Source organism: Streptomyces sp. CCM_MD2014, assembly GCF_000772045.1.
Taxonomy (GTDB): domain Bacteria; phylum Actinomycetota; class Actinomycetes; order Streptomycetales; family Streptomycetaceae; genus Streptomyces; species Streptomyces salinarius.
The window spans coordinates 2,738,067-2,759,913 of record NZ_CP009754.1 but is presented as its reverse complement, the minus strand read 5'-3'; the positions used below and the strand labels follow the sequence as shown (position 1 = coordinate 2,759,913).

The window sequence follows — 21,847 nt, the reverse complement described above, 5'->3', positions numbered from 1 at the left end:
CCCGTTCCATGCTGTTTCTCGTCGTCGCACTCCTGATCCTCGGGCTGGTCATGGGCACCGTCGCCCACGCCCCGCTCGCCTTCTCGGTCGCGGCCGGCCTGGTGATCGCCGTCTGGCTCGGCATCTTCGCCCTCCGCGAGCGGCACGGCCGCCGACGGAGCACCTCCGCCCACTGACGCACCACCACCGACGCACGGTCCACCGACGCACGGCAGGGAGAACACCATGCAGCTCACCGCACCGGCCGACCGCACCACCGAAGGCCCCCGCACCACCCGTCGCACCGGCATCCACGACACCGACGGCATGGCCGTCGCCTCCTTCGTCCTCGGCCTCCTCGGCCTGCTCGTGCTCAACGTCTTCCTGGGCCCGATCGCCATCGCCCTCGCGAGCATCGCCCTGTGGCGCGGCACCGCCCGCCGAGGCCGGGCCCTCCTCGGTCTCGGCCTGGGCGTCGCCGACCTGCTGGTCCTAGTGGCGTTCATGTCCGCGGACAACACGATGTCCTGGAGCCTGTGAGCCGCCGCACCGCCCTTCCGGGGCCGCTGCGCGACGAGGCCAACCTTGGTCCCGGGCGGGGCGGAACCGCCCCGTAGAATCGGCCGCACCATGGCTTACCTCGACCACGCCGCGACGACCCCGATGCTTCCCGAGGCAGTCGAGGCACTCACCGCGCACCTGAGCGTCACCGGCAACGCCTCCTCCCTCCACGCGTCCGGCCGCCGGGCGCGGCGCACCGTGGAGGAGGCCCGCGAGACCCTCGCCGAGGCGCTCGGCGCCCGCCCCAGCGAAGTGGTCCTCACCTCCGGCGGCACCGAGGCCGACAACCTCGCCGTCAAAGGCCTGTACTGGGCCCGCCGCGACGCCGACCCGGCCCGCACCCGGGTCCTGGCCAGCCCCGTCGAGCACCACGCCGTCCTGGACGCCGTCCACTGGCTCGGCGAACACGAGGGGGCGACCGTCGAATACCTGCCGGTCGACGCGTACGGCCGCGTCCGCCCCGAGACGCTGCGCGAGGCCATCGCCCGCGATCCCGGCGACGTCGCCCTCGCCACCGTCATGTGGGCCAACAACGAGATCGGCACGATCATGCCGGTCCGCGAACTGGCCGACGTGGCCGCCGAGTTCGACGTGCCGCTGCACGCCGACGCGGTCCAGGCCTTCGGCCAGCTGCCGGTCGACTTCGCCGCCTCCGGGCTCGCCGCGATGACCGTGTCCGGCCACAAGATCGGCGGCCCCTACGGCATCGGCGCGCTCCTGCTCGGCCGGGAGTACGCCCCGGTGCCCGTCCTGCACGGCGGCGGGCAGGAACGCCACGTGCGCTCCGGCACCCTCGACGTCCCCGCCGTCGCCTCCTTCGCCGTCGCCGGCCGTCTCGCCGCCGAGCAGCGCGAGTGGTTCGCCCGGGAGATCGGCGCCCTGCGCGACGACCTGGTCGAGGCGGTCCGTGCGGCCGTGCCGGACGCCATCCTCGGCGGCGACCCGACACCCGGGGGCCGCCTGCCGGCCAACGCCCACTTCACCTTCCCGGGCTGCGAGGGCGACTCCCTCCTCCTCCTGCTGGACGCCCAGGGCATCGAGTGCTCCACCGGCTCCGCCTGCACCGCGGGCGTCGCCCAGCCCAGCCACGTCCTGCTGGCCACCGGGACCGACCCCGACCTGGCCCGCGGCACCCTGCGCTTCTCACTCGGCCACACCTCGACCGAGGCCGACGTGGAGGCACTCGCCAAGGCGATCGGCCCCGCGGTGGAACGCGCCAGGGCGGCCGGGCTGTCGTAGGCGCCGCCGCGAGTGCCGGCGTCGGGGCTCAGGCCTTTGTCGGCGGCTTCGACGGGCCGCTCGTGGCCGCCCGCCGCACCAGCTTCAGGTACCGGTCCCAGTCCCAGTGCGGTCCCGGGTCGGTGTGGTCGGTGCCCGGCACCTCGACGTGGCCGAGGACGTGCTCGCGGTCCACTGGTATGTCGTACCGCGCGCAGATGCCCGCCGTCAGCCGCGCGGAGGCGGCGTACATCGCGTCCGTGAAGTCCTGCGGGCGGTCCACGAAACCCTCGTGCTCGATGCCGACACTGCGTTCGTTGTAGTCGCGGTTTCCCGCGTGGTACGCTACGTCCAGCTCGCGGATCATCTGGGTGATCCGGCCGTCCTGCCCCACGACGTAGTGCGCGGCCGCCTTGTGCCCCGGGTCCTGGAAGGCGCGCACGGCGCTGTCGAAGCTGCCCTGGGTGACGTGGACGATCACCATGTCGATGCCGAAGTCGTCCGGGCGGTCCGCCCGCCGCCAGTTCGCCTCGGACGCCGCCACCCAGCGGGCGCCCGCGTAGTCGACGGCGCCCTGCTCACGGGGCCGCTCGACGCCGGGCATCCGCCACCACAGGCGCGACAGCTCGTCGCGGGCCAGCACACCGGTGCCCACGGCCGCAGCCGCACCGCCGACGATCAGCGCCCGCCGCCCGATGCGCCGGTCGCCGTCCCCGGACCCGCCGCTCGCGGACCCGCCCGCGGATCCCTGCTTCGCCCCCATACGATCTTCAACGCATACTCGCGCGCTCCGGTTCCCGCCTCCCCGTACTCTGGAGGGGCTATGACTGACACTCCGCAGCGCACCCGTCCCCTCCGCGTCCTCGCCGCCATGTCGGGCGGGGTCGACTCCGCCGTCGCCGCCGCCCGCGCGGCCGAGGCGGGGCACGACGTGACCGGCGTCCACCTGGCGCTCTCCGCGAACCCGCAGTCCTTCCGCACGGGCGCCCGGGGCTGTTGCACCATCGAGGACTCACGGGACGCCCGTCGCGCCGCGGACGTTATCGGCATCCCCTTCTACGTGTGGGACCTCGCCGACCGCTTCCGCGAGGACGTGGTCGAGGACTTCGTCGCCGAGTACGAGGCCGGCCGCACCCCCAACCCGTGCCTGCGCTGCAACGAGAAGATCAAGTTCGCGGCCCTCCTCGACAAGGCCCTCGCGCTCGGCTTCGACGCCGTCTGCACCGGTCACTACGCCCAGGTGATCCTGCGCGAGGACGGCACCCGCGAGCTGCACCGCGCCTCCGACATGGCCAAGGACCAGAGCTACGTCCTCGGCGTCCTCGACGACCGGCAGCTCGCCCACGCGATGTTCCCGCTCGGCGACACGGTCACCACCAAGGACGAGATCCGCGCGGAGGCCGAGCGCAGGGGCCTCGCGGTCGCCAAGAAGCCCGACTCGCACGACATCTGCTTCATCGCCGACGGCGACACCCAGGGCTTCCTCGCCAAGCGCCTCGGCAAGGCCGAGGGCGACATCGTCGACGAGGCGGGCAACCGGCTCGGCACCCACGAGGGCGCCTACGGCTACACCATCGGCCAGCGCAAGGGCCTGCGCATCGGCACCCCGGCCCCCGACGGCAAGCCCCGCTACGTCCTGGACATCTCCCCGGTGGACAACACCGTGACGGTCGGCCCGGCCGAGGCCCTCGACGTCGACGCCCTCAGCGCCGTCAAGCCCCGCTGGTGCGGCACCGCCCCCACCGGCCCCGGCACCTACACCGCCCAGCTCCGCGCCCACGGCGGCGAGACCGAGGTACGGGCCGAACTGGTCGACGGCACCCTGGAGGTGACCTTCACCGAGCCGGTGCGGGGTGTGGCCCCCGGCCAGGCCATCGTGCTGTACGACGGCACGCGCGTGGTGGGTTCGGCGACGATCGCGTCCACGAAGCGCGCGACGGCCGGCGCCGCCTGAGCCCCGAGCCGACGCCGGGGCGTACGACGGCTCCGGCTCATCCGGCGAGGAACTCCGCCAGCACCGGCGCCAGTACGCCCGGCTCCACCATGTGGGTCTGCCGGTCCACCGTGCCGTAGGTGCCCTCCGGGGCGGCGTCCGCGACCGCGCGGGCGGCCTCGTGCCACCACGCGTCGCTCGCACCGCCCGCGAGGACCAGCAGCGGCGCGGTGATCGCGGCGATCTCGGAGCGGGGCACCCGGCCGTCGCCCAGCACGGCGTCGTCGTACGCCAGACTCGGCGCCACCGACTCCATCCCCGCCCACATGGGGGACTGCCGGGCGCCCCGGATCATGTCCTCGCCCAGTCCGGTGTGGCGCAGGAACAGCTCGACGGCGTCCCCGTGCCGACCCTGCCCCAGCGCCTCGGTCAGCCGCTCGGTGTACTCGGCCGCGGCCCGCACGGCCTCGTCGTCCATGGCGTACGGCACCTCGTACACGGCGGCCCGGCGCACCGGCAGACCGCTCGCCGCCGCCCGCAGCACCAGCGCGCCGCCCGACGACATGCCGTACAGCGAGGCCTCGCCGCCCACCGCCTCGACCAGCGCGGCCAGGTCCTCGATCTCGCGCTCGACCGCGTAGGGCGCGGTGTCACCGCTCTCACCGCGCCCCCGGCGGTCGTACACGACGACGTCGAAACGGTCCGACAGCTCGGCGGCCAGCGGCGCCGTCGTCGCACCGGTCGACATGGCGCCGCTGACGAGCACGACCGCCGGGCCCCGCCCGGAGCGCTCGTAGGCGATGCGGGCGCCGTCACGCGAAACAGTCGTCATCTCCATGCCTGTGCAGACTGCCCTACGGCACCGGATTCATCGCTCAGGACACCTCGACGTCGTAGAAACAGAGGTGGTCCTTGATCTCCGCCACCTCCGGCTTCGGGTCCGGGTACGCCCAGACCAGGTCCGCCGCGTCCGGCAGCGACCAGTAGGAGGCGTCGCCCTTGAAGGGGCAGTGGGTGTGCGTGTCGGACGGGGTCAGGAGGTCGAGGTGCACGTCCTGGGGCGGGATGTAGTACCGGTCGGGACAGCCCGTCTCGTGCAGCACCAGCGCCCCGTCGCTCTCCGCCAGCACCTGCCCGTCGTGCACCACGCGCACGTGCCGGTCGCTCGGCTCGACGGTGATGACGTGTCCCTTGAGTCCCTTGGTCACGGTCGTCCTCCTGGTGGCAGTGGTCTGCGTCACGTACTACAGCGTCCCCGTAGGCCGGGTTCTTCCCCTCCGGACCGGGCCGTACGGTGGACGCCATGAACATCTGCGTCTTCCTCTCCGCCGCCGACCTCGACGAGCGCTACACGGGCCCCGCCAAGGAGTTCGCCGAACTGCTCGGCAAGGGCGGGCACACCCTCGTCTGGGGCGGCTCCGACGTCGGCCTGATGAAGGTCGTCGCCGACGGCGTGCAGGAGGCCGGCGGACGGCTGCTCGGCGTCTCGGTGGACTTCCTGGCGGCCAGGGCGCGCGAGGGCGCCGACGAGATGGTGATCGCCAAGGACCTGGCCGAGCGCAAGCGGCTGCTGCTGGAGAAGGCCGACGCCGTGGTCATCATGGTGGGCGGCACCGGCACCCTCGACGAGGCCACCGAGATCCTGGAGCTGAAGAAGCACGGGCACACCGACAAGCCGGTCGTCCTGCTCAACACCGCGGGCTTCTACGACGGACTCAGGGAGCAGTTCCGCCGCATGGAGGACGAGGGTTTCCTGCCCCGCCCCCTCACCGAGCTGGTCTTCTTCGCCGAGGAGCCGGTCGGCGCGCTCGCCTACCTGGAGGAGAGCCAGGGCATCGAGTAGGACGCCGGTGGTGCGAGCATGGCGGGCATGGCTACACATGTGATCACCGGAGCGGGCTCCGGCATCGGCGCGGCCGTCGCCCGCCGCCTGCACGAACGCGGCGACGAGATCGTGCTCCACGCGCGCGACGCGGGCCGCGCGAAGGAGCTGGCCGCCGCGCTCCCCGGCGCGAAGACCCTGGTCGGCGACCTCGCCGATCCGGCCAAGCTGTCCTGGGCGCTCTCGCACCAGTCGCTGCCCGACCGGGTGGACTCGCTGCTGCACATCGCCGGGGTCGTCGACCTTGGCGCGGTCGGCGACCTCACCCCGAAAACCTGGATCAACCAGCTCAACGTCAACCTGGTCGCCCCCGCCGAGCTGACCCGCCTGCTCCTGCCCCAGCTCCGGGTCGCCCAGGGCCACGTGCTCTTCGTCAACTCCGGCTCGGGCCTCAACGCCCACGCCGGCTGGGCCGCGTACGGCGCCTCCAAGCACGGCCTGAAGGCCCTGGCCGACGCCCTGCGCCAGGAGGAGCACGGCAACGGCGTCCGCGTCACCTCGGTCTACCCCGGCCGCACCGCCAGCCCCATGCAGGCCAAGGTCCACCAGCAGGAGGGCAAGGAGTACGACCCCGCGAAGTGGATCGACCCCGAGTCCGTCGCCACCACGATCCTGATGGCCCTCGACCTCCCGAGGGACGCGGAGGTCAACGACCTGACGGTGCGCCCGGGACGGTAGGGGCTTCCTCGAGACGCCGGTGGAATGTCCAGCCCGTCCGGCGTCTGAGGACGAGGCCGTCCAGGCCGGGAGTCCGGGGGCGGCAGCCCCCGGGGACGGGACAGGGAAGGGGCGGCGGGGGCGAAAACAAGCCCCGCACCCCTGCGTACGCTTGCCCCGTGAACGACACCTTCGCCCCCGCCACCGGCATCGGCAGCCTCCCGGGCCACGACGCCCGCGAGGCCGCCAAGACAGCCACCGGCAGTTTCGAGGACTTCCCCTTCCTGGCCGAGCTGCCCGCCCGCGGCCCCGGCGCCGACATGATCGGCCGTACCGCCGGGATGCTCGTCGAGCTGTACGCGCGCGTGGAGCCCAGCGGCTGGCGGCTCGGCGACCGCCCGGGCCGGGACACGAAGCGCGCCCGCGCCTGGCTGGGCGAGGACCTCGACGCCCTGGAGGAGTTCACCCAGGGCTACGAGGGCCCGCTCAAGGTCCAGGCGGTCGGCCCGTGGACCCTCGCCGCCGCCCTGGAGCTGCGGGGCGGCGAGGCGGTCCTCTCCGACCCCGGCGCCTGCCGCGACCTCGCCGCCTCGCTCGCCGAGGGCCTGCGCCTGCACCTGGCCGAGATCCGCCGCCGCGTCCCCGGCGCCCGCCCGGTGCTCCAGCTCGACGAGCCGTCCCTCACCGCCGTCCTGCGGGGACAGATCCGCACCGCCAGCGGCTACCGCACCCACCGCGCCGTCGACCGCCAGGTGGTGGAGGCGGCTCTCCGCGAGGTCGCCGGGGTGCACGACGGCGGCCCGGTCGTCGTCCACTCCTGCGCACCGGACGTGCCCTTCGCCCTGCTGCGCCGGGCGGGCGTCGCCGGCGTCTCCTTCGACTTCTCGCTCCTCACCGAGCGTGACGACGACGCGATCGGCGAGGCCGTCGAGGGCGGCACCCGGCTGTTCGCCGGTGTCGTGCCGGGCACGGACACCGCATTGTCGGACCCTGCCGGTAGCGTCATGGGTGTCAGGACGCTGTGGCGCAGGCTGGGGCTGCGTCCGGAGCTGCTCGCGGAGGCGGTCACCGTCACCCCCGCGTGCGGACTCGCGGGCGCGTCCCCGGAGTACGCCCGGCGCGCGCTCGCCCACTGCGTCCGGGCGGCACAATCCCTCGCGGACAACCCAGAGTAACGGGAGGACATACGGTGGCCGGCGACAAGCAGGGCGACAAGCAGGCGGAGACGACCAGCGTGCCCGCCGAGGCGCGGGAGCGGCACATGCGGCTCGCCGAGCAGATCGAGGAGCACCGCTTCCGGTACTACGTGAACGACGCCCCCGTCGTCAGTGACGCGGAGTTCGACCGGCTGCTGCGCACCCTGGAGGAGCTGGAGGAGCGGCACCCCGAGCTGCGCACCCCCGAGTCCCCGACCCAGAAGGTCGCCGGTTCCTACGCGACCGAGTTCACGGCGGTGCAGCACCCCACGCGGATGCTCTCCCTGGACAACACCTTCAACGACGACGAACTGGCCGCCTGGTTCGACCGCATCGCCCGGGAGCTGGGCGAGCAGGAGTACCACTTCCTGTGCGAGCTGAAGGTCGACGGACTCGCCGTCAACCTCACCTACGAGCGCGGCCGTCTCGTCCGCGCCGCCACCCGCGGCGACGGCCGCACCGGCGAGGACATCACGCCCAACGTCCGCACCATCGCCGAGATCCCCGATCGGCTGGCGGGCGACAAGGTCCCCGACCTCGTGGAGATCCGCGGCGAGGTCTACTTCCCGATGGAGAAGTTCCAGGAGCTCAACGCCCGGCTGAACGAGGCGGGGGACAAGCCCTTCGCCAACGCGCGCAACGCCGCGGCCGGTTCCCTGCGCCAGAAGGACCCGCGCGTCACCGCCTCCCGGCCACTGCACATGGTGGTCCACGGCATCGGCATCCTGGAGGGGTACTCGGGCATGACCCGCCTCTCCCAGGCGTACGACCTGCTCAAGACCTGGGGCCTGCCCACCTCCCCGCACAACAGGGTGGTCGACGGCCTGGACGGCGTACGGGAGTTCATCGCGTACTACGGCGAGAACCGCCACTCCGTCGCGCACGAGATCGACGGAGTCGTCGTCAAGCTCGACGAGATCCGCCTCCAGGGCCGGCTCGGCTCCACCGCCCGTGCGCCCCGCTGGGCCATCGCCTACAAGTACGCGCCGGAGGAGGTCAACACCAAGCTGGTCGACATCAAGGTGGGCGTCGGCCGCACCGGCCGCGTCACGCCGTACGCGCAGGTCGAGCCGGTCACGGTGGCCGGCAGCGAGGTGGAGTTCGCCACCCTGCACAACCAGGAGGTCGTCAAGGCCAAGGGCGTGCTCATCGGCGACACCGTGGTGCTGCGCAAGGCCGGTGACGTGATCCCGGAGATCCTGGGGCCGGTCGCCGACCTCAGGGACGGCAGCGAGCGGGAGTTCGTGATGCCGGCGAAGTGCCCCGAGTGCGGGACGCCGCTGAAGGCCATGAAGGAGGGCGACATCGACCTCCGCTGTCCCAACGCCCGCGCCTGCCCGGCCCAGTTGCGCGAGCGCGTCGCCTACCTCGCGGGCCGGGAGTGCCTGGACATCGAGCACTTCGGCGGCGTCGTGGCGGCCGCGCTCACCGGCCCGCTGGAGCCGTCCGAGCCGCCCCTGGTGGACGAGGGCGACCTCTTCGACCTCACCGTCGAGAAGCTGCTGCCCATCAAGGCGTACGTCCTCGACCCCGACAGCGGGCTGCCCAAGCGCGACCCCAAGACCGGCGAGGAGAAGATCGCCACGGTCTTCGCCAACAAGGAGGGCGAGCCGAAGAAGAACACCCTCGCGCTGCTCAGGCACATCGAGGAGGCCAAGACCCGCCCGCTGGCCCGCTTCATCAACGGCCTCTCCATCCGCTACGTCGGACCGGTCGCCGCCCAGGCCCTCGCCCGCGAGTTCCGCTCCATCGACCGCATCGAGCAGGCCACCGAGGAGGAGCTGGCGAGCACGGACGGGGTCGGCGGCACCATCGCCACCGCGGTCAAGGAGTGGTTCGCGGTGGACTGGCACCGCGAGATCGTCCGCAAGTGGAAGGCGGCCGGGGTGCCGTTGGAGGACCGGTCGACGGGGGAGGACGAGGGGCCGCGCCCGCTCGAAGGGCTCACCGTCGTCGTCACCGGCACCCTGGAGAAGTTCACCCGGGACGGAGCCAAGGACGCCCTCCAGAGCAGGGGCGCGAAAGTGACCGGATCGGTGTCCAAGAAGACGTCGTTCGTCGTGGTCGGTGACAACCCGGGTTCGAAGTACGACAAGGCGATGCAACTGAAGGTGCCGGTTCTGAACGAGGACGGTTTCGCCGTGCTGCTCGAACAAGGAGCCGAAGCGGCGGCGGGTGTGGCGCTTTCGGCTGAGGAATAGCGGTTGAAGGCCACCCGATCGGCGCATATCAGATGCATACGGGTGGCCGGGTGGCATTCGGGCAACCGTCGACGACCAGTGCCCCTGGAAGCCTTCCGCGGCCTACTGTTGAGGTGTGCGCCCGCCGTACCAGCTGCGGTCGGGGCACCCCCTGCCCCGAGTGACAGGGGAAGGGGTCTCCCAGGCGGAGCCGTTGAAGGTGGTCGAGGCGGGGGCCGCGTGGCGTGGGCACCGCCGGCTGTGAGAGGGACGGGAATGGAACCGACCGAGAGCGCCGCCGCGGGCTCACGGCTGCGCCTGCGTCGCATGGTGGGCGCGTGGCACGTGAGCCGGTGGCACGGGCAACGCGATGGCGGCGCCCCGCCTCCCACGACGGGCACCCGCATGCCGCAGGCCACCGGCCACACCACCGGACACCTCAACGGCCCGGCCGACGCGGACGCCGAACGGCACCTGTCCTGGCCCGCGTTGCCCGCGGCGATCGTCGCGACCGCCGCCTTCGTCCTGGGCGCCGGCTTCTACCGGGCGTTCAGCGACGGCCACGCCCTCTTCCCGTCCGGCACCGTCGGCTGGTCGCTGGCCGTGCTGTCCGGCATCGTCGTCGGCCACCTGGTCATGCTCGGCCGCTCCCGCTGGTGGGGCGGCACCGGCTCGGGCGCCGCCCTCACCCTCGCCGTCCTGCTGCTGTACGGCTGGGTTGCGGCCGGCATGGTCAGCCTCACCGTCGTCGTCCTGGTCGGCATAGCCCGCCGGGGCCGCTGGCGGCAGGGCGTCCTGCACGGCGCGGTGGACATCCTCGGCATCGCGGCGGGTGCGCTGCTCCTCGGTGTCTGCGGCTCCGTACCGTCCGTCGAGCACCCCTGGGACCCCGGCACCTGGGGGGTGTACGCGGCGCCCAAGGTGGTGCTCGTCGCCGTCGCCTACCTCGCCGTCACCCGCGCCCTGTTGTGGTACCTGCAGACCCCGCGCCCCGGCCTGCCCACCGCCGCCCGCACCGCCCTGGTCCGACAGGGCCTGGTCGCCGTCGCCCTGCTCGGCATCGCCCCGCTGGTCTGCGTCGTCGCCGTCGCCAAGCCGCTGCTGCTGCCGCTGTTCGCCATCCCGCTCATCGCCCTCGACTCCACGCTGTGGATCGCCCGCGCCCGCGCCGAGGAGCAGCTGCGCGACCCGCTCACCGGCCTGCCCAACCGGCAGTGGCTCCTGGAGCGCACCTGGAGCGCGCTGGACGACGCCGAACGCATCGGCGCCCGGGCCGCCCTGATGCTGATCGACCTCGACCGTTTCCGGTCGGTCAACGACACGCTCGGACACCTCGCAGGCGACCGGCTGCTGCTGCAGACGGCCGACCGGCTGCGGCAGGCCCTGCCGCGCGGGGCGGAGGCCGCGCGGCTCGGCGGTGACGAGTTCGCCGTCTTACTGCCGGTCGCCGACTCCACCACGTCGGCGACCCGGGTCGCCCGGAGTCTCGTGTCCGCGCTCAGTTCCCCGATGGACCTGGACGGACTCACCCTGGTCCTGGAGGCCAGCGCCGGCGTCGCCGTCTTCCCGGACCACGCGCTGGACGCCGAAGGGCTGCTGCGCCGCGCGGACGTGGCGATGTACCAGGCGAAGCGGGACCGCACCGGCGTAGAGGTCTACGAGTCCAAGCGGGACTCCAACACGCCGGACCGGCTCGGCCTCCTCGGCGACCTGCGCCGGGCCCTGGACGCCCACGAGGTCGAGCTGCACTACCAGCCCAAGGTCCGCTTCGACGGACAGGTGGCGGGCCTGGAGGCCCTGGTGCGCTGGGTGCACCCCGAGCGCGGCAAGGTGCCGCCGGACGAGTTCATAGCCATCGCCGAGTCCTCCGGGCTGATGCCCCATCTCACCGAGTACGTACTGGAGACGGCGCTCGGGCAGGTCGCCCGCTGGCGCTCCCAGGGCCTCTTCGTGCCGGTCGCGGTCAACGTCTCCCCGCGTGACGTGCACACCCCCGGCTTCGCGGGCTCGGTGGCCGCGCGGCTCGCCCGGCACGGCGTCCCCGCGGGAGCGCTCCAACTCGAGATCACGGAACACGTCCTGCTGGAGGACCCGCAGCGCGCGGCCGACACCCTCAACGCGCTGACCGGGCACGGCGTCAAGATGTCCCTCGACGACTTCGGCACCGGCTACTCCTCCCTCGTCCACCTGCGCAGGCTCCCCGTCAGCGAGCTGAAGATCGACCGCTCGTTCGTGGCCCGGCTCGCCATCGACAACGAGGACGCCGAGATCGTGCGCTGCACCGTCGACCTCGCCCACTCCCTCGGTCTGCTCGTCGTCGCCGAGGGTGTGGAGGACGACGAGACGTGGGAGCGGCTGCGGGACCTGCGCTGCGACGCCGTACAGGGATGGCTGGTCGCGGCCGCGATGCCCCCGGAGGAGACCACCGCCTGGCTGCTCGCCCGCGGATCCCGAGGCTGGGTCCGGGCCGCCGCCGCCCTGCCCGCGGCAGCGAGCGACGAGTGACCTGAGCGCCTGAGCGCCCGAGCGCCGTCGGCCGAGGCGCCCTGCCCTCCCGCCCGCGGTCCCGCCGCGCGGCTCGCCAGGTCCGGGCACCCCGTCGCTCGCGCGTCGCCCGGACCGCCTCGTCCTGCCCTGCGCGCCACTCCTTCACCCTCCCCCGCCCACCGTGCGGCCGCGCCGCCCGGTGGGCGCTCGCCCGGGGCCGGCTCGCCTGCCCGGCCGTCCGGCTCAGGCCCGCTCCGCCCGCACCCCGGTGCTCCGTTCAGGCCATCGGGTCCTGCGGCGCGAACCGCTCGACCAGCAGGGCGAGGCGGCGGTCGTGGGCCTGTTCGGGGAGGCGGCCGCTGCGCATCAGGGTCACCAGGCCGTGCAGGCCCGCCCAGAACGTCTCCGTGAGCAGCGCCCGGTCCTCGCCCTCGCGGGCGAACGGCTCGACGGACCGCAGCAGCTCGCCGAAGGCCTCCTGAAGGGGGGCCGGGGCCTCGGGCGTGGCGAACGGCAGGTCGACCAGGTGCGTGAACATCGCGTCGTAGAGCGCGGGCCGCCGCCGTCCGAAGTCCGTGTACGCCCGGCCGACCGCCGCGATCCGCCCGTACGCGCCCTCGGCCGAGGCGGTCGAGGCCCGCAGATCGGCCGTCAGCTCCTCGCAGCCCCGCACCGCGACCGCCGCCATGATCGCGCCCTTCCCCTTGAAGTGGCTGTACAGGACGGGCTGGCTGTACTCGATCTCGGCGGCCAGCCGGCGGGTGGTGACCGCGTCCCAGCCCTCCGCCTCGGCCAGGTCCCGCGCGGCCGTCACGATCAGCCGCTCGCGCTCCGCTCGTTCGCGCTCCCGGCGCGTCTGAATCGACATGACCGTGATTCTAGCAGCGCTAGCCATGCTGTCGTCGCTCTGCTAGCGTCGTTCTCGTCCCTAGCGTTGCTAGCAAGGAGAAGCCGTGACCGTCACCGCGTACACCCTGGCCGTCGTGCTCAACCTGTTCTGCCTGTTCCTGGGGTACCGCTTCCTGTTCCAGCCCGGCCCGGCCGCCACCGGCTACGGCGTCCCGGCCGACCCGGGCGGCGACGCCTCCGCCTACCTGAGGATCAAGGGCGTCAGGGACGGTGTGCTCGGCGTGGTGGGGCTGGCGCTGCTCGCCTTCGCCGGCGCCCGGCCCGAGGCGTGGTTCATGCTCTGCGTCGCCCTGATCCCACTCGCCGACACGCTCATAGTGCTGCGCCACGGGGGTACGAAGGCGGTGGCCTTCGGGATCCACTTCGCCACCGCGGTCGTTGTCCTGATCAGTGCCGGACTGCTCTTCGCGGTCTGAGCGCACCCGCTGCACCCGGTGCACCCGGTAGGTCCATCCGCAGTTCCGTCCGAGGGGGTTCCAGAATGTCGCTGTTCGTTCCGAAGTTCGACGAGTCCGTGGTCGTCCGCGAGGCCGAGGCCGAAGTCGTCGGCCGTGCGCCCGCCACCGTGCGCCTGCTGGCCGACAGCAGCGCCACCGGCGGTGCCCTGTCCACCCAGCGCGTGACCCTCGCCGCGGGCGCCGACGGAGCCGCGCCGCACTGGCACGACAACTCCGCCGAGATGTTCTTCCTCCTCGACGGCGCCGCCGACATCCTCTCCGGCGACGAGGTCCTCACCGCCGGCCCCGGCGACCTCGTGGTGGTCCCGCCCGGCAAGCCCCACGCCTTCGCCGCCGTGCCCGGAGCCGACGCCGATCTGCTCATCGTCCTGACGCCGGGTGTGGAGCGCTTCGAGTACTTCCGCCACCTCCGGCGCATCGCCCTCGGCGAGGCCACCCGGGAGAGTCTGCTGGAGGTCCAGGAGCTGTACGACAACCACTTCCTGAGCAGCCCCGCCTGGGACGCACGACGCCGCGCGGGCGCTCCGGGGGAAACCGTTTAACGGCCCGGGGGCCCGGCCCCATAGGATTGGGCCAAACCCATTGGGCCACACCGACCCGGACAAGCGACTTGCCCCGGCCGATTCGCCCCGACCACACACTCACCCAGAGGAACGCTGCATGCCTGGCATCACGCGCGAGGAGGTCGCCCACCTCGCCCGGCTGGCGCGTCTGGAGCTGAAGCCCGAAGAGCTCGAGCACTTCGCGGGACAGCTGGACGACATCATCGGCGCGGTCGCCCGCGTCAGCGAGGTCGCCGACCAAGACGTACCGCCGACCTCGCACCCGCTCCCGCTGACGAACGTCATGCGGCCGGACGAGGTCCGTCCGTCGCTCACGCCCGAGCAGGCGCTCTCCGGCGCCCCGGCCCAGGAGCAGCAGCGTTTCAAGGTGCCGCAGATCCTGGGGGAGGAGTAAGCCATGAGCGACATCATCAAGCTCACCGCGGCCGAGATCGCCGCGAAGATCGCCTCCGGCGAGCTGACCGCCGTCCAGGTCACCGAGGCCCACCTGGCCCGCATCGAGGCCGTCGACGAGAAGGTGCACGCCTTCCTGCACGTCGACCGCGAGGGCGCGCTGGCCCAGGCCCGCGCCGTCGACGAGAAGCGCGAGCGCGGCGAGAAGCTCGGTCCGCTGGCCGGCGTCCCCCTCGCGCTCAAGGACATCTTCACCACCGAGGGCATCCCCACCACCGTCGGCTCGAAGATCCTCGAGGGCTGGATCCCGCCGTACGACGCGACCGTCACCAAGCGCCTCAAGGACGCCGACGTCGTCATCCTCGGCAAGACCAACATGGACGAGTTCGCCATGGGGTCCTCCACCGAGAACAGTGCCTACGGCCCGACCGGCAACCCGTGGGACCTCACCAAGATCCCCGGCGGCTCCGGCGGCGGTTCCTCCGCGGCGCTCGCGGCCTTCCAGGCCCCGCTCGCCATCGGCACCGACACCGGCGGCTCCATCCGCCAGCCCGCGGCCGTCACCGGCACGGTCGGCGTCAAGCCGACCTACGGCGGTGTCTCCCGCTACGGCATGGTGGCCTTCTCCTCCTCCCTCGACCAGGGCGGCCCCTGCGCCCGCACGGTCCTGGACGCGGCCCTGCTGCACGAGGTGATCGCCGGGCACGACCCGATGGACTCCACCTCCATCGACGCCCCGGTCCCCGCGGTCGTCGAGGCCGCCCGCAACGGCAGCGTGGACGGCATGCGCGTCGGCGTCGTCAAGCAGTTCCGCGGCGAGGGCTACCAGGCCGGCGTCGTGCAGCGCTTCGACGAGTCCGTCGAGCTGCTGAAGTCGCTGGGCGCCGAGATCGTCGAGCTGGACTGCCCGTCCTTCGACCTGGCGCTCTCCGCGTACTACCTGATCGCGCCCTCCGAGTGCTCCTCCAACCTCGCCCGCTTCGACGGCCTGCGCTACGGCGCCCGCGTCGGCGACGACGGCACGCACTCCGCCGAGGAGGTCACCTCGCTGACCCGCGAGGCCGGCTTCGGCCCCGAGGTCAAGCGCCGCATCATGCTCGGCACGTACGCCCTGTCGAGCGGCTACTACGACGCGTACTACGGCAGCGCCCAGAAGGTCCGCACCCTCATCAAGCAGGAGTTCGAGCGGGCCTTCGAGCAGGTCGACGTGATCGTCTCCCCGACGACCCCGACCACCGCCTTCGCGATCGGCGAGCGCGCCGACGACCCGATGGCGATGTACCTGGCCGACCTGTGCACCATCCCCACCAACCTGGCGGGCAACGCGGCCATGTCGCTGCCCTGCGGCCTCGCGCCGGAGGACAACCTGCCGGTCGGTCTGCAGATCATCGCCCCCGCCATGAAGGACGACCGGCTCTACAAGGTCGGCGCCGCCGTCGAGGCCGCCTTCGTGGAAAAGTGGGGCCACCCGCTGATCGAGGAGGCACCGTCGCTGTGAGCGCACTGTCCAAGGCCAAGGGTTTCAAGAAGTCCAAGTCCGGTCTGTACGTCTCGATGGCCACCTCGGCGTTCGGCGCCGTCGGGGTCTACAAGCAGATCAAGAAGGCGCGTGGCGAGAGCGACACGCTGCGGCTGCTCGACGCCGTCGTGACCGGCGCCGCCGTCGTCACCAACCTCGCCATCCTCTACCGCGAGCTGAAGCGCCTCGGCGACGACGACGTCCTGCTGGGCTGAGAGGGAAGTTACACCGTGACCACCACGACCGACCTGGTGTCGTACGAGGACGCACTCGCGTCGTACGACCCCGTCATGGGCCTCGAGGTCCATGTCGAACTCGGCACCAAGACCAAGATGTTCTGCGGCTGTTCGACCGCGCTCGGCGCCGACCCGAACACCCAGACCTGCCCCGTCTGCCTCGGCATGCCCGGCGCGCTCCCGGTCGTCAACGCGACCGGCGTCGAGTCGGCGATCAGGATCGGTCTCGCGCTGAACTGCGAGATCGCCGAGTGGTGCCGCTTCGCCCGGAAGAACTACTTCTATCCGGACATGCCGAAGAACTTCCAGACCTCCCAGTACGACGAGCCGATCGCCTTCGACGGCTACCTCGACGTGCAGCTGGAGGACGGGGAGACCTTCCGCGTCCAGATCGAGCGCGCCCACATGGAGGAGGACACCGGCAAGTCGCTGCACGTCGGTGGCGCCACGGGCCGCATCCACGGCGCCTCGCACTCCCTGCTCGACTACAACCGCGCCGGCATCCCGCTCATCGAGATCGTCACCAAGCCGATCGAGGGAGCGGGCGAGCGTGCCCCCGAGGTGGCCCGCGCCTACGTCCGTGAGCTGCGCGAGCTCATCCGTGCCCTCGGCGTCTCCGAGGCCCGCATGGAGATGGGCCAGATGCGCTGCGACGTGAACCTGTCGCTGCGCCCCCACGGCACCGAGAAGTTCGGCACCCGCAGCGAGACCAAGAACGTCAACTCGCTGCGCTCCGTCGAGCGCGCGGCCCGCTTCGAGATCCAGCGCCACGCGGCGGTGCTCTCCTCCGGCGGCACGATCGTCCAGGAGACCCGCCACTTCCACGAGGACACGGGGTCCACCACCTCGGGCCGTGTGAAGGAGGAGGCCGAGGACTACCGGTACTTCCCGGAGCCCGACCTGGTGCCGGTCGCCCCGTCCCGCGAGTGGGTCGAGGAGATCCGCTCCGCGCTGCCCGAGCTGCCGCTGGTGCGCCGCAACCGGCTCCGCGAGGAGTGGGGCATCTCCGGCAACGACATGCAGTCCATCCTCAACGCCGGAGCGCTGGACCCGATCGTCGCCACCATCGACGCCGGTGCCGACGCGGCCTCCGCCCGCAAGTGGTGGATGGGCGAGCTGGCCCGCAGCGCCAACGAGTCGGGCAAGGCGCTCGACGAGCTGGCGATCACGCCGGTGCAGGTGGCCCGCGTGGCCGAACTGGTGACGAAGGGTGAGCTGAACGACAAGCTGGCCCGCCAGGTCATCCTGGGCGTCCTCGCCGGTGAGGGCACGCCGGACGAGGTCGTCGACAAGCGCGGCCTGAAGGTCGTCTCCGACGAGGGCGCGCTGACCGCCGCCGTCGACGAGGCCATCGCCGGCAACCCGGGCGTCGCGGACAAGATCCGGGGCGGCAAGGTGGCGGCGGCCGGGGCCCTGGTCGGCGCGGTCATGAAGGCCACCCGGGGCCAGGCGGACGCGGCCCGCGTCAAGGAGCTGATCCTGGAGAAGCTGGGCGTCACCGAAGGCTGACACCCGGTCGACCCGGTCCACGACGAGCCCTGGGGGAACGCGCCGAGCACGGCGAGTTCCCCCAGGGCCGTTGTTGTGAAGAACGACACTAAGTCCGCAAAGGATCTCTTCTGCCTGCAAGAGTGATTCCGCATTGCTCATGCGTTCTTTGCGGACCGTTCACACCATGGACGTCCCTTCCCGGTGTTCCCGGCTTTCCGGGTGTTCCCGGTCAAAGATCGACAATCAGACACCCCTGGGAGCACGTTCGTGGCAGCCCTCGCACGCTGGTGTGTACAGCATCGCCTCGCAGCCGTCCTGCTCTGGCTGCTCGCCTTCGGGGGTGTGGCAACGGCCGCGACGGTCGCGGGCTCCGCGTACTCCAACGACTACGGCATCCCGGACACCGGCTCCGACCGCGCCTACCGGCTGCTCGAATCCCGCTTCCCCGACCTCGGCGGCGACAGCGACACCATCGTCTGGCACACCTCGTCCGGCACCGTCCGGGCCCCCGACGTCGAACAGACCATGACCCGCACCCTGGACCGCGTCGCGGACCTGCCCGGGGTGGCCGCGGTCACCAACCCCTACCACGACCCCGACTCGCCCCTCGTCAGCGAGAACGCCGACACCGCCTACGCCACCGTCACCTTCGACGCCGCCTCCCAGGACATCGACCCCGACCAGGCGCGGGCCGTGGTCGACACCGCAGAGGCGGCCGAGACCGACGGACTCCAGGTCGAACTGGGCGGCAGCGCCATAGCGCTCACCGAGTCCGGCGGCAGCCACCTCGCCGAGGCCGTCGGCGTGGCGGTGGCCGCGGTCGTCCTGTTCCTCGCCTTCGGCACCGTCGCCGGGGCCCTGCTGCCCATCGCCACCGCACTGGTCTCCGTCGGCACCGCCTACGCCGGCATCACCCTGCTCGGTCACGCCATGACCGTCGCCGACTTCGCGCCCATGCTGGGCACCCTCATCGGGCTCGGCGTGGGCATCGACTACGCCCTGTTCATCGTCACCAGACACCGGCGCGGACTGAAACGCGGCCTGTCCGTGGCGGACGCCGCCGCCGAGGCCGTGGCGACCACCGGACGAGCCGTCGTCTTCGCGGGTGCCACCGTTTGCATCGCCCTGCTCGGCATGCTGATCCTCCGGCTGAGCTTCCTCAACGGCGTCGCGGTAGCCGCCTCGCTGACCGTGGTCCTCACCGTCGCGGCCTCCGTGACGCTGCTGCCCGCCCTGCTGTCGTACATCGGCCCGCGCGCCCTGAGCCGGCGCGAGCGGCGCCGGCTCGCCGAGCACGGACCCGAACCGGAGGTGCCGACCGGGTTCGCCGCCCGCTGGTCCGCCTTCGTCGAGCGCCGGCCCAAGCTGCTCGGCGCCCTCGCCCTCGTCGTCATCACCGTCCTCGCGCTGCCCACCCTCGGCCTGCGCCTGGGCACCTCCGACCAGGGCAACGACCCCAAGGGCAGCACCACCCGCCAGGCCTACGACCTCCTCGCCGACGGCTTCGGCCCCGGCGTCAACGGCCCGCTCACCCTGGTCACCGAGGTCCGCGGCGCCGAGGACCGCCTCGCCCTGGACAACCTCGACGCCACCCTGCGCACCACCGAGGGCGTCTCCTCGGTGACGCCGGTGATGTACAACTCCGGCGGCGACGCCGCGTACCTCACCGTCGTACCCGAGTCGGCTCCCCAGTCGCAGCAGACCAGCGACCTGGTCGAGCGGCTGCGCTCCGAGGTGCTGCCGCGGGCCGAGGCCGGGACCGCGCTCGACGTGCACGTGGGCGGAGTGACGGCCGGTTACGACGACTTCGCCGACGTCATCGTCGGCAAGCTGCCCCTCTTCGTCGGCGTCGTCATCGGCCTCGGGTGTCTGCTGCTCCTGCTGGCCTTCCGGTCCGTCGGCATCCCGCTCAAGGCCGCCGCCATGAACGTGGCCGCCGTGGCCGCCGCCTTCGGCGTGGTCGTGGCGATCTTCCAGTGGGGCTGGGGGAGCGAACTGCTCGGCCTCGGCAGCGCGGGCCCGGTCGAACCCTTCCTGCCCGTGATCATGGTCTCGGTGCTCTTCGGGCTCTCCATGGACTACCAGGTCTTCCTCGTCAGCCGGATGTACGAGGAGTGGCTGGAGACCGGCGACAACCGCCGCGCCGTCCGGGTCGGGCTCGCGGAGACCGGCCGCGTGATCAACTCCGCCGCCGTCATCATGATCTCGGTCTTCCTCGCCTTCGTCCTCAGCGGCGACCGGGTGATCGCCATGTTCGGCATCGCGCTCGCCGCCGCCGTCGCCCTGGACGCCTTCGTGCTGCGCACCCTCCTGGTGCCCGCCCTGATGCACCTGCTCGGCCGCGCCAACTGGTGGCTGCCGCGCCGCCTGGACGCCCTCCTGCCGCGCATCAGCATCGAGCCGCCCGAGTGCCGGGCCGCCCATGAGAGGCTGGCCGCGGCGACGGACGCCGAAGTGGCGGACGTCCTCGCGGAGGCGGAGGAGGAACGGCAGCGCGATGTACGCGATATCACTGGGTGACGACGGAGCCGAACTGCGACCCCTGGAGACCTGGCACGCCGAGGAGTTCCTGGCCCACCTGGACCGGGGCCGGGAGTTCATCACGCGGCACATACCCTTCGGCGCGAAGGCGACCGACGTCGACTCCGCCCGCGAGGTGCTCCAGTCCTACGCCGACCGGCACGCCGCCGACAGCGGCTTCCTGCACGGGCTGTGGCTGGACGGCGTGCTCGTCGGCGGTCTGCTCTACCGCGTCTTCGACGCCGCCACCGGGGTCTGCGAGATCGGCTGCTGGCTGGAGCCCGCCGGAACGGGCCGCGGCCTGGTCACCCGAGGTGCCCGCGTCCTGATCGACTGGGCCTTCGACGAGCGCGGCATGCACCGCGTGGAGTGGCACGCCTCGTCCGCGAACACCCCGAGTGTCAACGCCGCGCGGCGACTCGGCATGATGCGTGAGGGCGTGCTGCGCGAGAGCGCCCCCTACCGGGGCGTCCGTCAGGACATCGAGGTGTGGGCGGTGCTCGCACCCGAGTGGCGGGCCGCCCGCGAGGCACGCGAGCGTGCCGCTCAAAAGGATCATTAAGGGACCTCTCAGACAGCGTCCGTACGGTGCGAGGCATGGGAACGAAGACAGTGGACCAGACCGGCGTGAAGACCGACGAGCACAAGACCGACGAGGTGACGAACGCCGCCGAGTCCGCCGAGGCCGCTGAAGCCCCCGAAGCGGCCGAGGCCGGCACCCCCGACGGTGCCGGCCCGGAAGCGGACGCCGACGTCACCGACAAGACCGACGACGCCGACGCGGCCGGGGCCGGGCCCACCGGGGTGGGCCAGGGCGCGGGCGCCGTCGTCTCCGCCGGTCTCGGCATCGTCTCCCTGACCGGCAGCTGGGTCGGCACCGTGGCCTCCGCGCGCGAGTCGCTGATGGGCCAGCTGCAGACCTCCTCGTCCTCGAACGTCGGCACGCTGATCGAGAAGGGCTACGGCAACGCCTGGCAGGCCACCGCGATGTGGGGCGGCGTCTTCGCCCTGGTGGCGCTGATCGTCGGCGTCGTCGTGCTGGCCCGCCCCGCGTTCGGCGCGCCGGGCCGCCCGCAGGCCCCGTGGATCAAGTCGGTCGCCTGGGCGGGCGTCGCGCTCGGCGTCATCGGTCTGCTCCTGGCCGTCCTGAAGTACACGGACGTCCTGCTGGGGCTGCCCTCCACCGGCTGACCAGGCACATCCGAGGGGTCTTAGGGCAAGCGCACCCCCGCGACGGGCGCCCTAAGACCCCTCACCCACGTCTAAGGCCCCGAGCGGTGCCGAAGATGCGGAACTTGCCCGATGCGGCGACACCCCCTGGGAGACGAAGGTTGAGGCATCGCGAACGAGCGAAGCCGAAACCGGCACTCACCGAGGGGACACACCGTGTACGAGTACGAGATCCAGCAGTACCGCTCCGCCGAGCTGATCCGCCGTGCCGACGAGGCCCGGCTGGCCCGCGAGGTGGTCCGGGCCCGCCGCGCCGCCCGCCGCCGGGAACGGCAGGGCGCCGTCGAGGCCGAGAGCCATACGCCGCGACAGCGCCGGCCCCGGTTCGCCCGGGTCGCGTGAACGGGGGAGCCGGGGAGGGAGGCCGCACGGCCTCCCTCCCCGCCGTCGTTCCCGTCGCCGTCCGCCTGCCGAAAACCGGTGACCCGATGTCGT

General features: G+C 72.4%; 23 protein-coding genes. 19 read left to right on the top strand and 4 right to left on the bottom strand.

The genetic code is table 11. The features are described 5' to 3' along the window. Nucleotides 1-8: 8 nt before the first annotated feature. The 3 genes from NI25_RS38470 (at nucleotide 9) to NI25_RS11865 (ending at nucleotide 1,779) form a co-directional block, all read left to right on the top strand. Nucleotides 9-176: a hypothetical protein gene (locus tag NI25_RS38470; protein ID WP_061442420.1), complete on the top strand. Its 168-nt coding sequence runs from the start codon at nucleotides 9-11 to the stop codon at nucleotides 174-176. A gap of 49 nt (nucleotides 177-225) precedes the next feature. Continuing rightward, nucleotides 226-519 (top strand): hypothetical protein, encoded by a 294-nt coding sequence (locus NI25_RS11870; RefSeq protein ID WP_061442419.1) that lies wholly within the window; start codon nucleotides 226-228, stop codon nucleotides 517-519. 90 nt (nucleotides 520-609) lie between these two features. Next, on the top strand, nucleotides 610-1,779 hold the full coding sequence (locus NI25_RS11865) for a cysteine desulfurase family protein (protein ID WP_061442418.1): 1,170 nt from the start codon (nucleotides 610-612) through the stop codon (nucleotides 1,777-1,779). A 28-nt stretch (nucleotides 1,780-1,807) separates the two neighbouring features. Here NI25_RS11865 and NI25_RS11860 read toward each other — a convergent pair whose 3' ends face one another. After that, nucleotides 1,808-2,521 carry an N-acetylmuramoyl-L-alanine amidase gene (locus NI25_RS11860; protein WP_061442417.1) on the bottom strand — a complete coding sequence of 238 codons (714 nt, stop codon included), beginning with the start codon at nucleotides 2,519-2,521 and terminating at the stop codon, nucleotides 1,808-1,810. A gap of 60 nt (nucleotides 2,522-2,581) precedes the next feature. Between NI25_RS11860 and mnmA the strand changes: the two genes are divergently transcribed. Further along, nucleotides 2,582-3,712 (top strand): tRNA 2-thiouridine(34) synthase MnmA, encoded by a 1,131-nt coding sequence (mnmA, locus tag NI25_RS11855; RefSeq protein WP_061442416.1) that lies wholly within the window; start codon nucleotides 2,582-2,584, stop codon nucleotides 3,710-3,712. A 37-nt stretch (nucleotides 3,713-3,749) separates the two neighbouring features. Here mnmA and NI25_RS11850 read toward each other — a convergent pair whose 3' ends face one another. Continuing rightward, a complete protein-coding gene (locus tag NI25_RS11850; RefSeq protein ID WP_061442415.1) occupies nucleotides 3,750-4,529 on the bottom strand; it encodes an alpha/beta fold hydrolase in 780 nt (259 codons plus the stop codon). A gap of 37 nt (nucleotides 4,530-4,566) precedes the next feature. Then, nucleotides 4,567-4,899, bottom strand: coding sequence for a DUF427 domain-containing protein (locus NI25_RS11845; protein WP_061442414.1), 333 nt, complete (start codon nucleotides 4,897-4,899; stop codon nucleotides 4,567-4,569). Nucleotides 4,900-4,994: 95 nt separating this feature from the next. Here NI25_RS11845 and NI25_RS11840 point away from each other — a divergent pair, with 95 nt between their 5' ends. The 5 genes from NI25_RS11840 (at nucleotide 4,995) to rmdB (ending at nucleotide 12,111) form a co-directional block, all read left to right on the top strand. After that, nucleotides 4,995-5,534: a TIGR00730 family Rossman fold protein gene (locus NI25_RS11840; protein WP_061446883.1), complete on the top strand. Its 540-nt coding sequence runs from the start codon at nucleotides 4,995-4,997 to the stop codon at nucleotides 5,532-5,534. Between the two features lie 27 nt (nucleotides 5,535-5,561). Further along, nucleotides 5,562-6,251 (top strand): SDR family oxidoreductase, encoded by a 690-nt coding sequence (locus NI25_RS11835; RefSeq protein WP_061446882.1) that lies wholly within the window; start codon nucleotides 5,562-5,564, stop codon nucleotides 6,249-6,251. 158 nt (nucleotides 6,252-6,409) lie between these two features. Further along, on the top strand, nucleotides 6,410-7,405 hold the full coding sequence (locus NI25_RS11830) for a methionine synthase (RefSeq protein ID WP_061442413.1): 996 nt from the start codon (nucleotides 6,410-6,412) through the stop codon (nucleotides 7,403-7,405). Nucleotides 7,406-7,419: 14 nt separating this feature from the next. Then, complete coding sequence (ligA, locus tag NI25_RS11825; RefSeq protein ID WP_078884597.1) at nucleotides 7,420-9,627, top strand: NAD-dependent DNA ligase LigA; 2,208 nt, start codon at nucleotides 7,420-7,422, stop codon at nucleotides 9,625-9,627. A 255-nt stretch (nucleotides 9,628-9,882) separates the two neighbouring features. Beyond that, nucleotides 9,883-12,111 (top strand): cyclic Di-GMP phosphodiesterase RmdB, encoded by a 2,229-nt coding sequence (gene rmdB, locus NI25_RS11820; protein ID WP_061442412.1) that lies wholly within the window; start codon nucleotides 9,883-9,885, stop codon nucleotides 12,109-12,111. A 259-nt stretch (nucleotides 12,112-12,370) separates the two neighbouring features. On the opposite strand, the gene NI25_RS11815 is transcribed toward rmdB, so the two are convergent. Further along, a complete protein-coding gene (locus NI25_RS11815; protein ID WP_061442411.1) occupies nucleotides 12,371-12,961 on the bottom strand; it encodes a TetR/AcrR family transcriptional regulator in 591 nt (196 codons plus the stop codon). 85 nt (nucleotides 12,962-13,046) lie between these two features. On the opposite strand from NI25_RS11815, the gene NI25_RS11810 reads away from it, so the two are divergent. From NI25_RS11810 to NI25_RS11765, 10 genes are all read left to right on the top strand, one after another. Continuing rightward, nucleotides 13,047-13,418: a DUF4267 domain-containing protein gene (locus tag NI25_RS11810; protein WP_061442410.1), complete on the top strand. Its 372-nt coding sequence runs from the start codon at nucleotides 13,047-13,049 to the stop codon at nucleotides 13,416-13,418. Nucleotides 13,419-13,483: 65 nt separating this feature from the next. Beyond that, a complete protein-coding gene (locus NI25_RS11805) occupies nucleotides 13,484-14,002 on the top strand; it encodes a cupin domain-containing protein (RefSeq protein WP_061442409.1) in 519 nt (172 codons plus the stop codon). A gap of 118 nt (nucleotides 14,003-14,120) precedes the next feature. Continuing rightward, nucleotides 14,121-14,417: an Asp-tRNA(Asn)/Glu-tRNA(Gln) amidotransferase subunit GatC gene (gatC, locus tag NI25_RS11800; protein WP_003973500.1), complete on the top strand. Its 297-nt coding sequence runs from the start codon at nucleotides 14,121-14,123 to the stop codon at nucleotides 14,415-14,417. Nucleotides 14,418-14,420: 3 nt separating this feature from the next. After that, on the top strand, nucleotides 14,421-15,914 hold the full coding sequence (gene gatA, locus NI25_RS11795) for an Asp-tRNA(Asn)/Glu-tRNA(Gln) amidotransferase subunit GatA (RefSeq protein WP_031039303.1): 1,494 nt from the start codon (nucleotides 14,421-14,423) through the stop codon (nucleotides 15,912-15,914). Further along, nucleotides 15,911-16,150: a hypothetical protein gene (locus NI25_RS11790; protein WP_030188427.1), complete on the top strand. Its 240-nt coding sequence runs from the start codon at nucleotides 15,911-15,913 to the stop codon at nucleotides 16,148-16,150. Before gatA ends, NI25_RS11790 begins: the two co-directional genes overlap by 4 nt. 15 nt (nucleotides 16,151-16,165) lie before the next feature. Beyond that, a complete protein-coding gene (gatB, locus tag NI25_RS11785; RefSeq protein WP_061442408.1) occupies nucleotides 16,166-17,680 on the top strand; it encodes an Asp-tRNA(Asn)/Glu-tRNA(Gln) amidotransferase subunit GatB in 1,515 nt (504 codons plus the stop codon). 249 nt (nucleotides 17,681-17,929) lie between these two features. Further along, complete coding sequence (locus NI25_RS11780; RefSeq protein ID WP_061442407.1) at nucleotides 17,930-20,182, top strand: MMPL family transporter; 2,253 nt, start codon at nucleotides 17,930-17,932, stop codon at nucleotides 20,180-20,182. Then, entirely contained in the window at nucleotides 20,160-20,744 is a 585-nt protein-coding gene (locus tag NI25_RS11775; RefSeq protein ID WP_061442406.1) for a GNAT family N-acetyltransferase, read from the top strand. Before NI25_RS11780 ends, NI25_RS11775 begins: the two co-directional genes overlap by 23 nt. Before the next feature lie 35 nt (nucleotides 20,745-20,779). Further along, nucleotides 20,780-21,373: a hypothetical protein gene (locus NI25_RS11770; RefSeq protein WP_061442405.1), complete on the top strand. Its 594-nt coding sequence runs from the start codon at nucleotides 20,780-20,782 to the stop codon at nucleotides 21,371-21,373. 195 nt (nucleotides 21,374-21,568) lie between these two features. Further along, a complete protein-coding gene (locus NI25_RS11765) occupies nucleotides 21,569-21,754 on the top strand; it encodes a hypothetical protein (protein ID WP_061442404.1) in 186 nt (61 codons plus the stop codon). Nucleotides 21,755-21,847 lie beyond the last annotated feature (93 nt).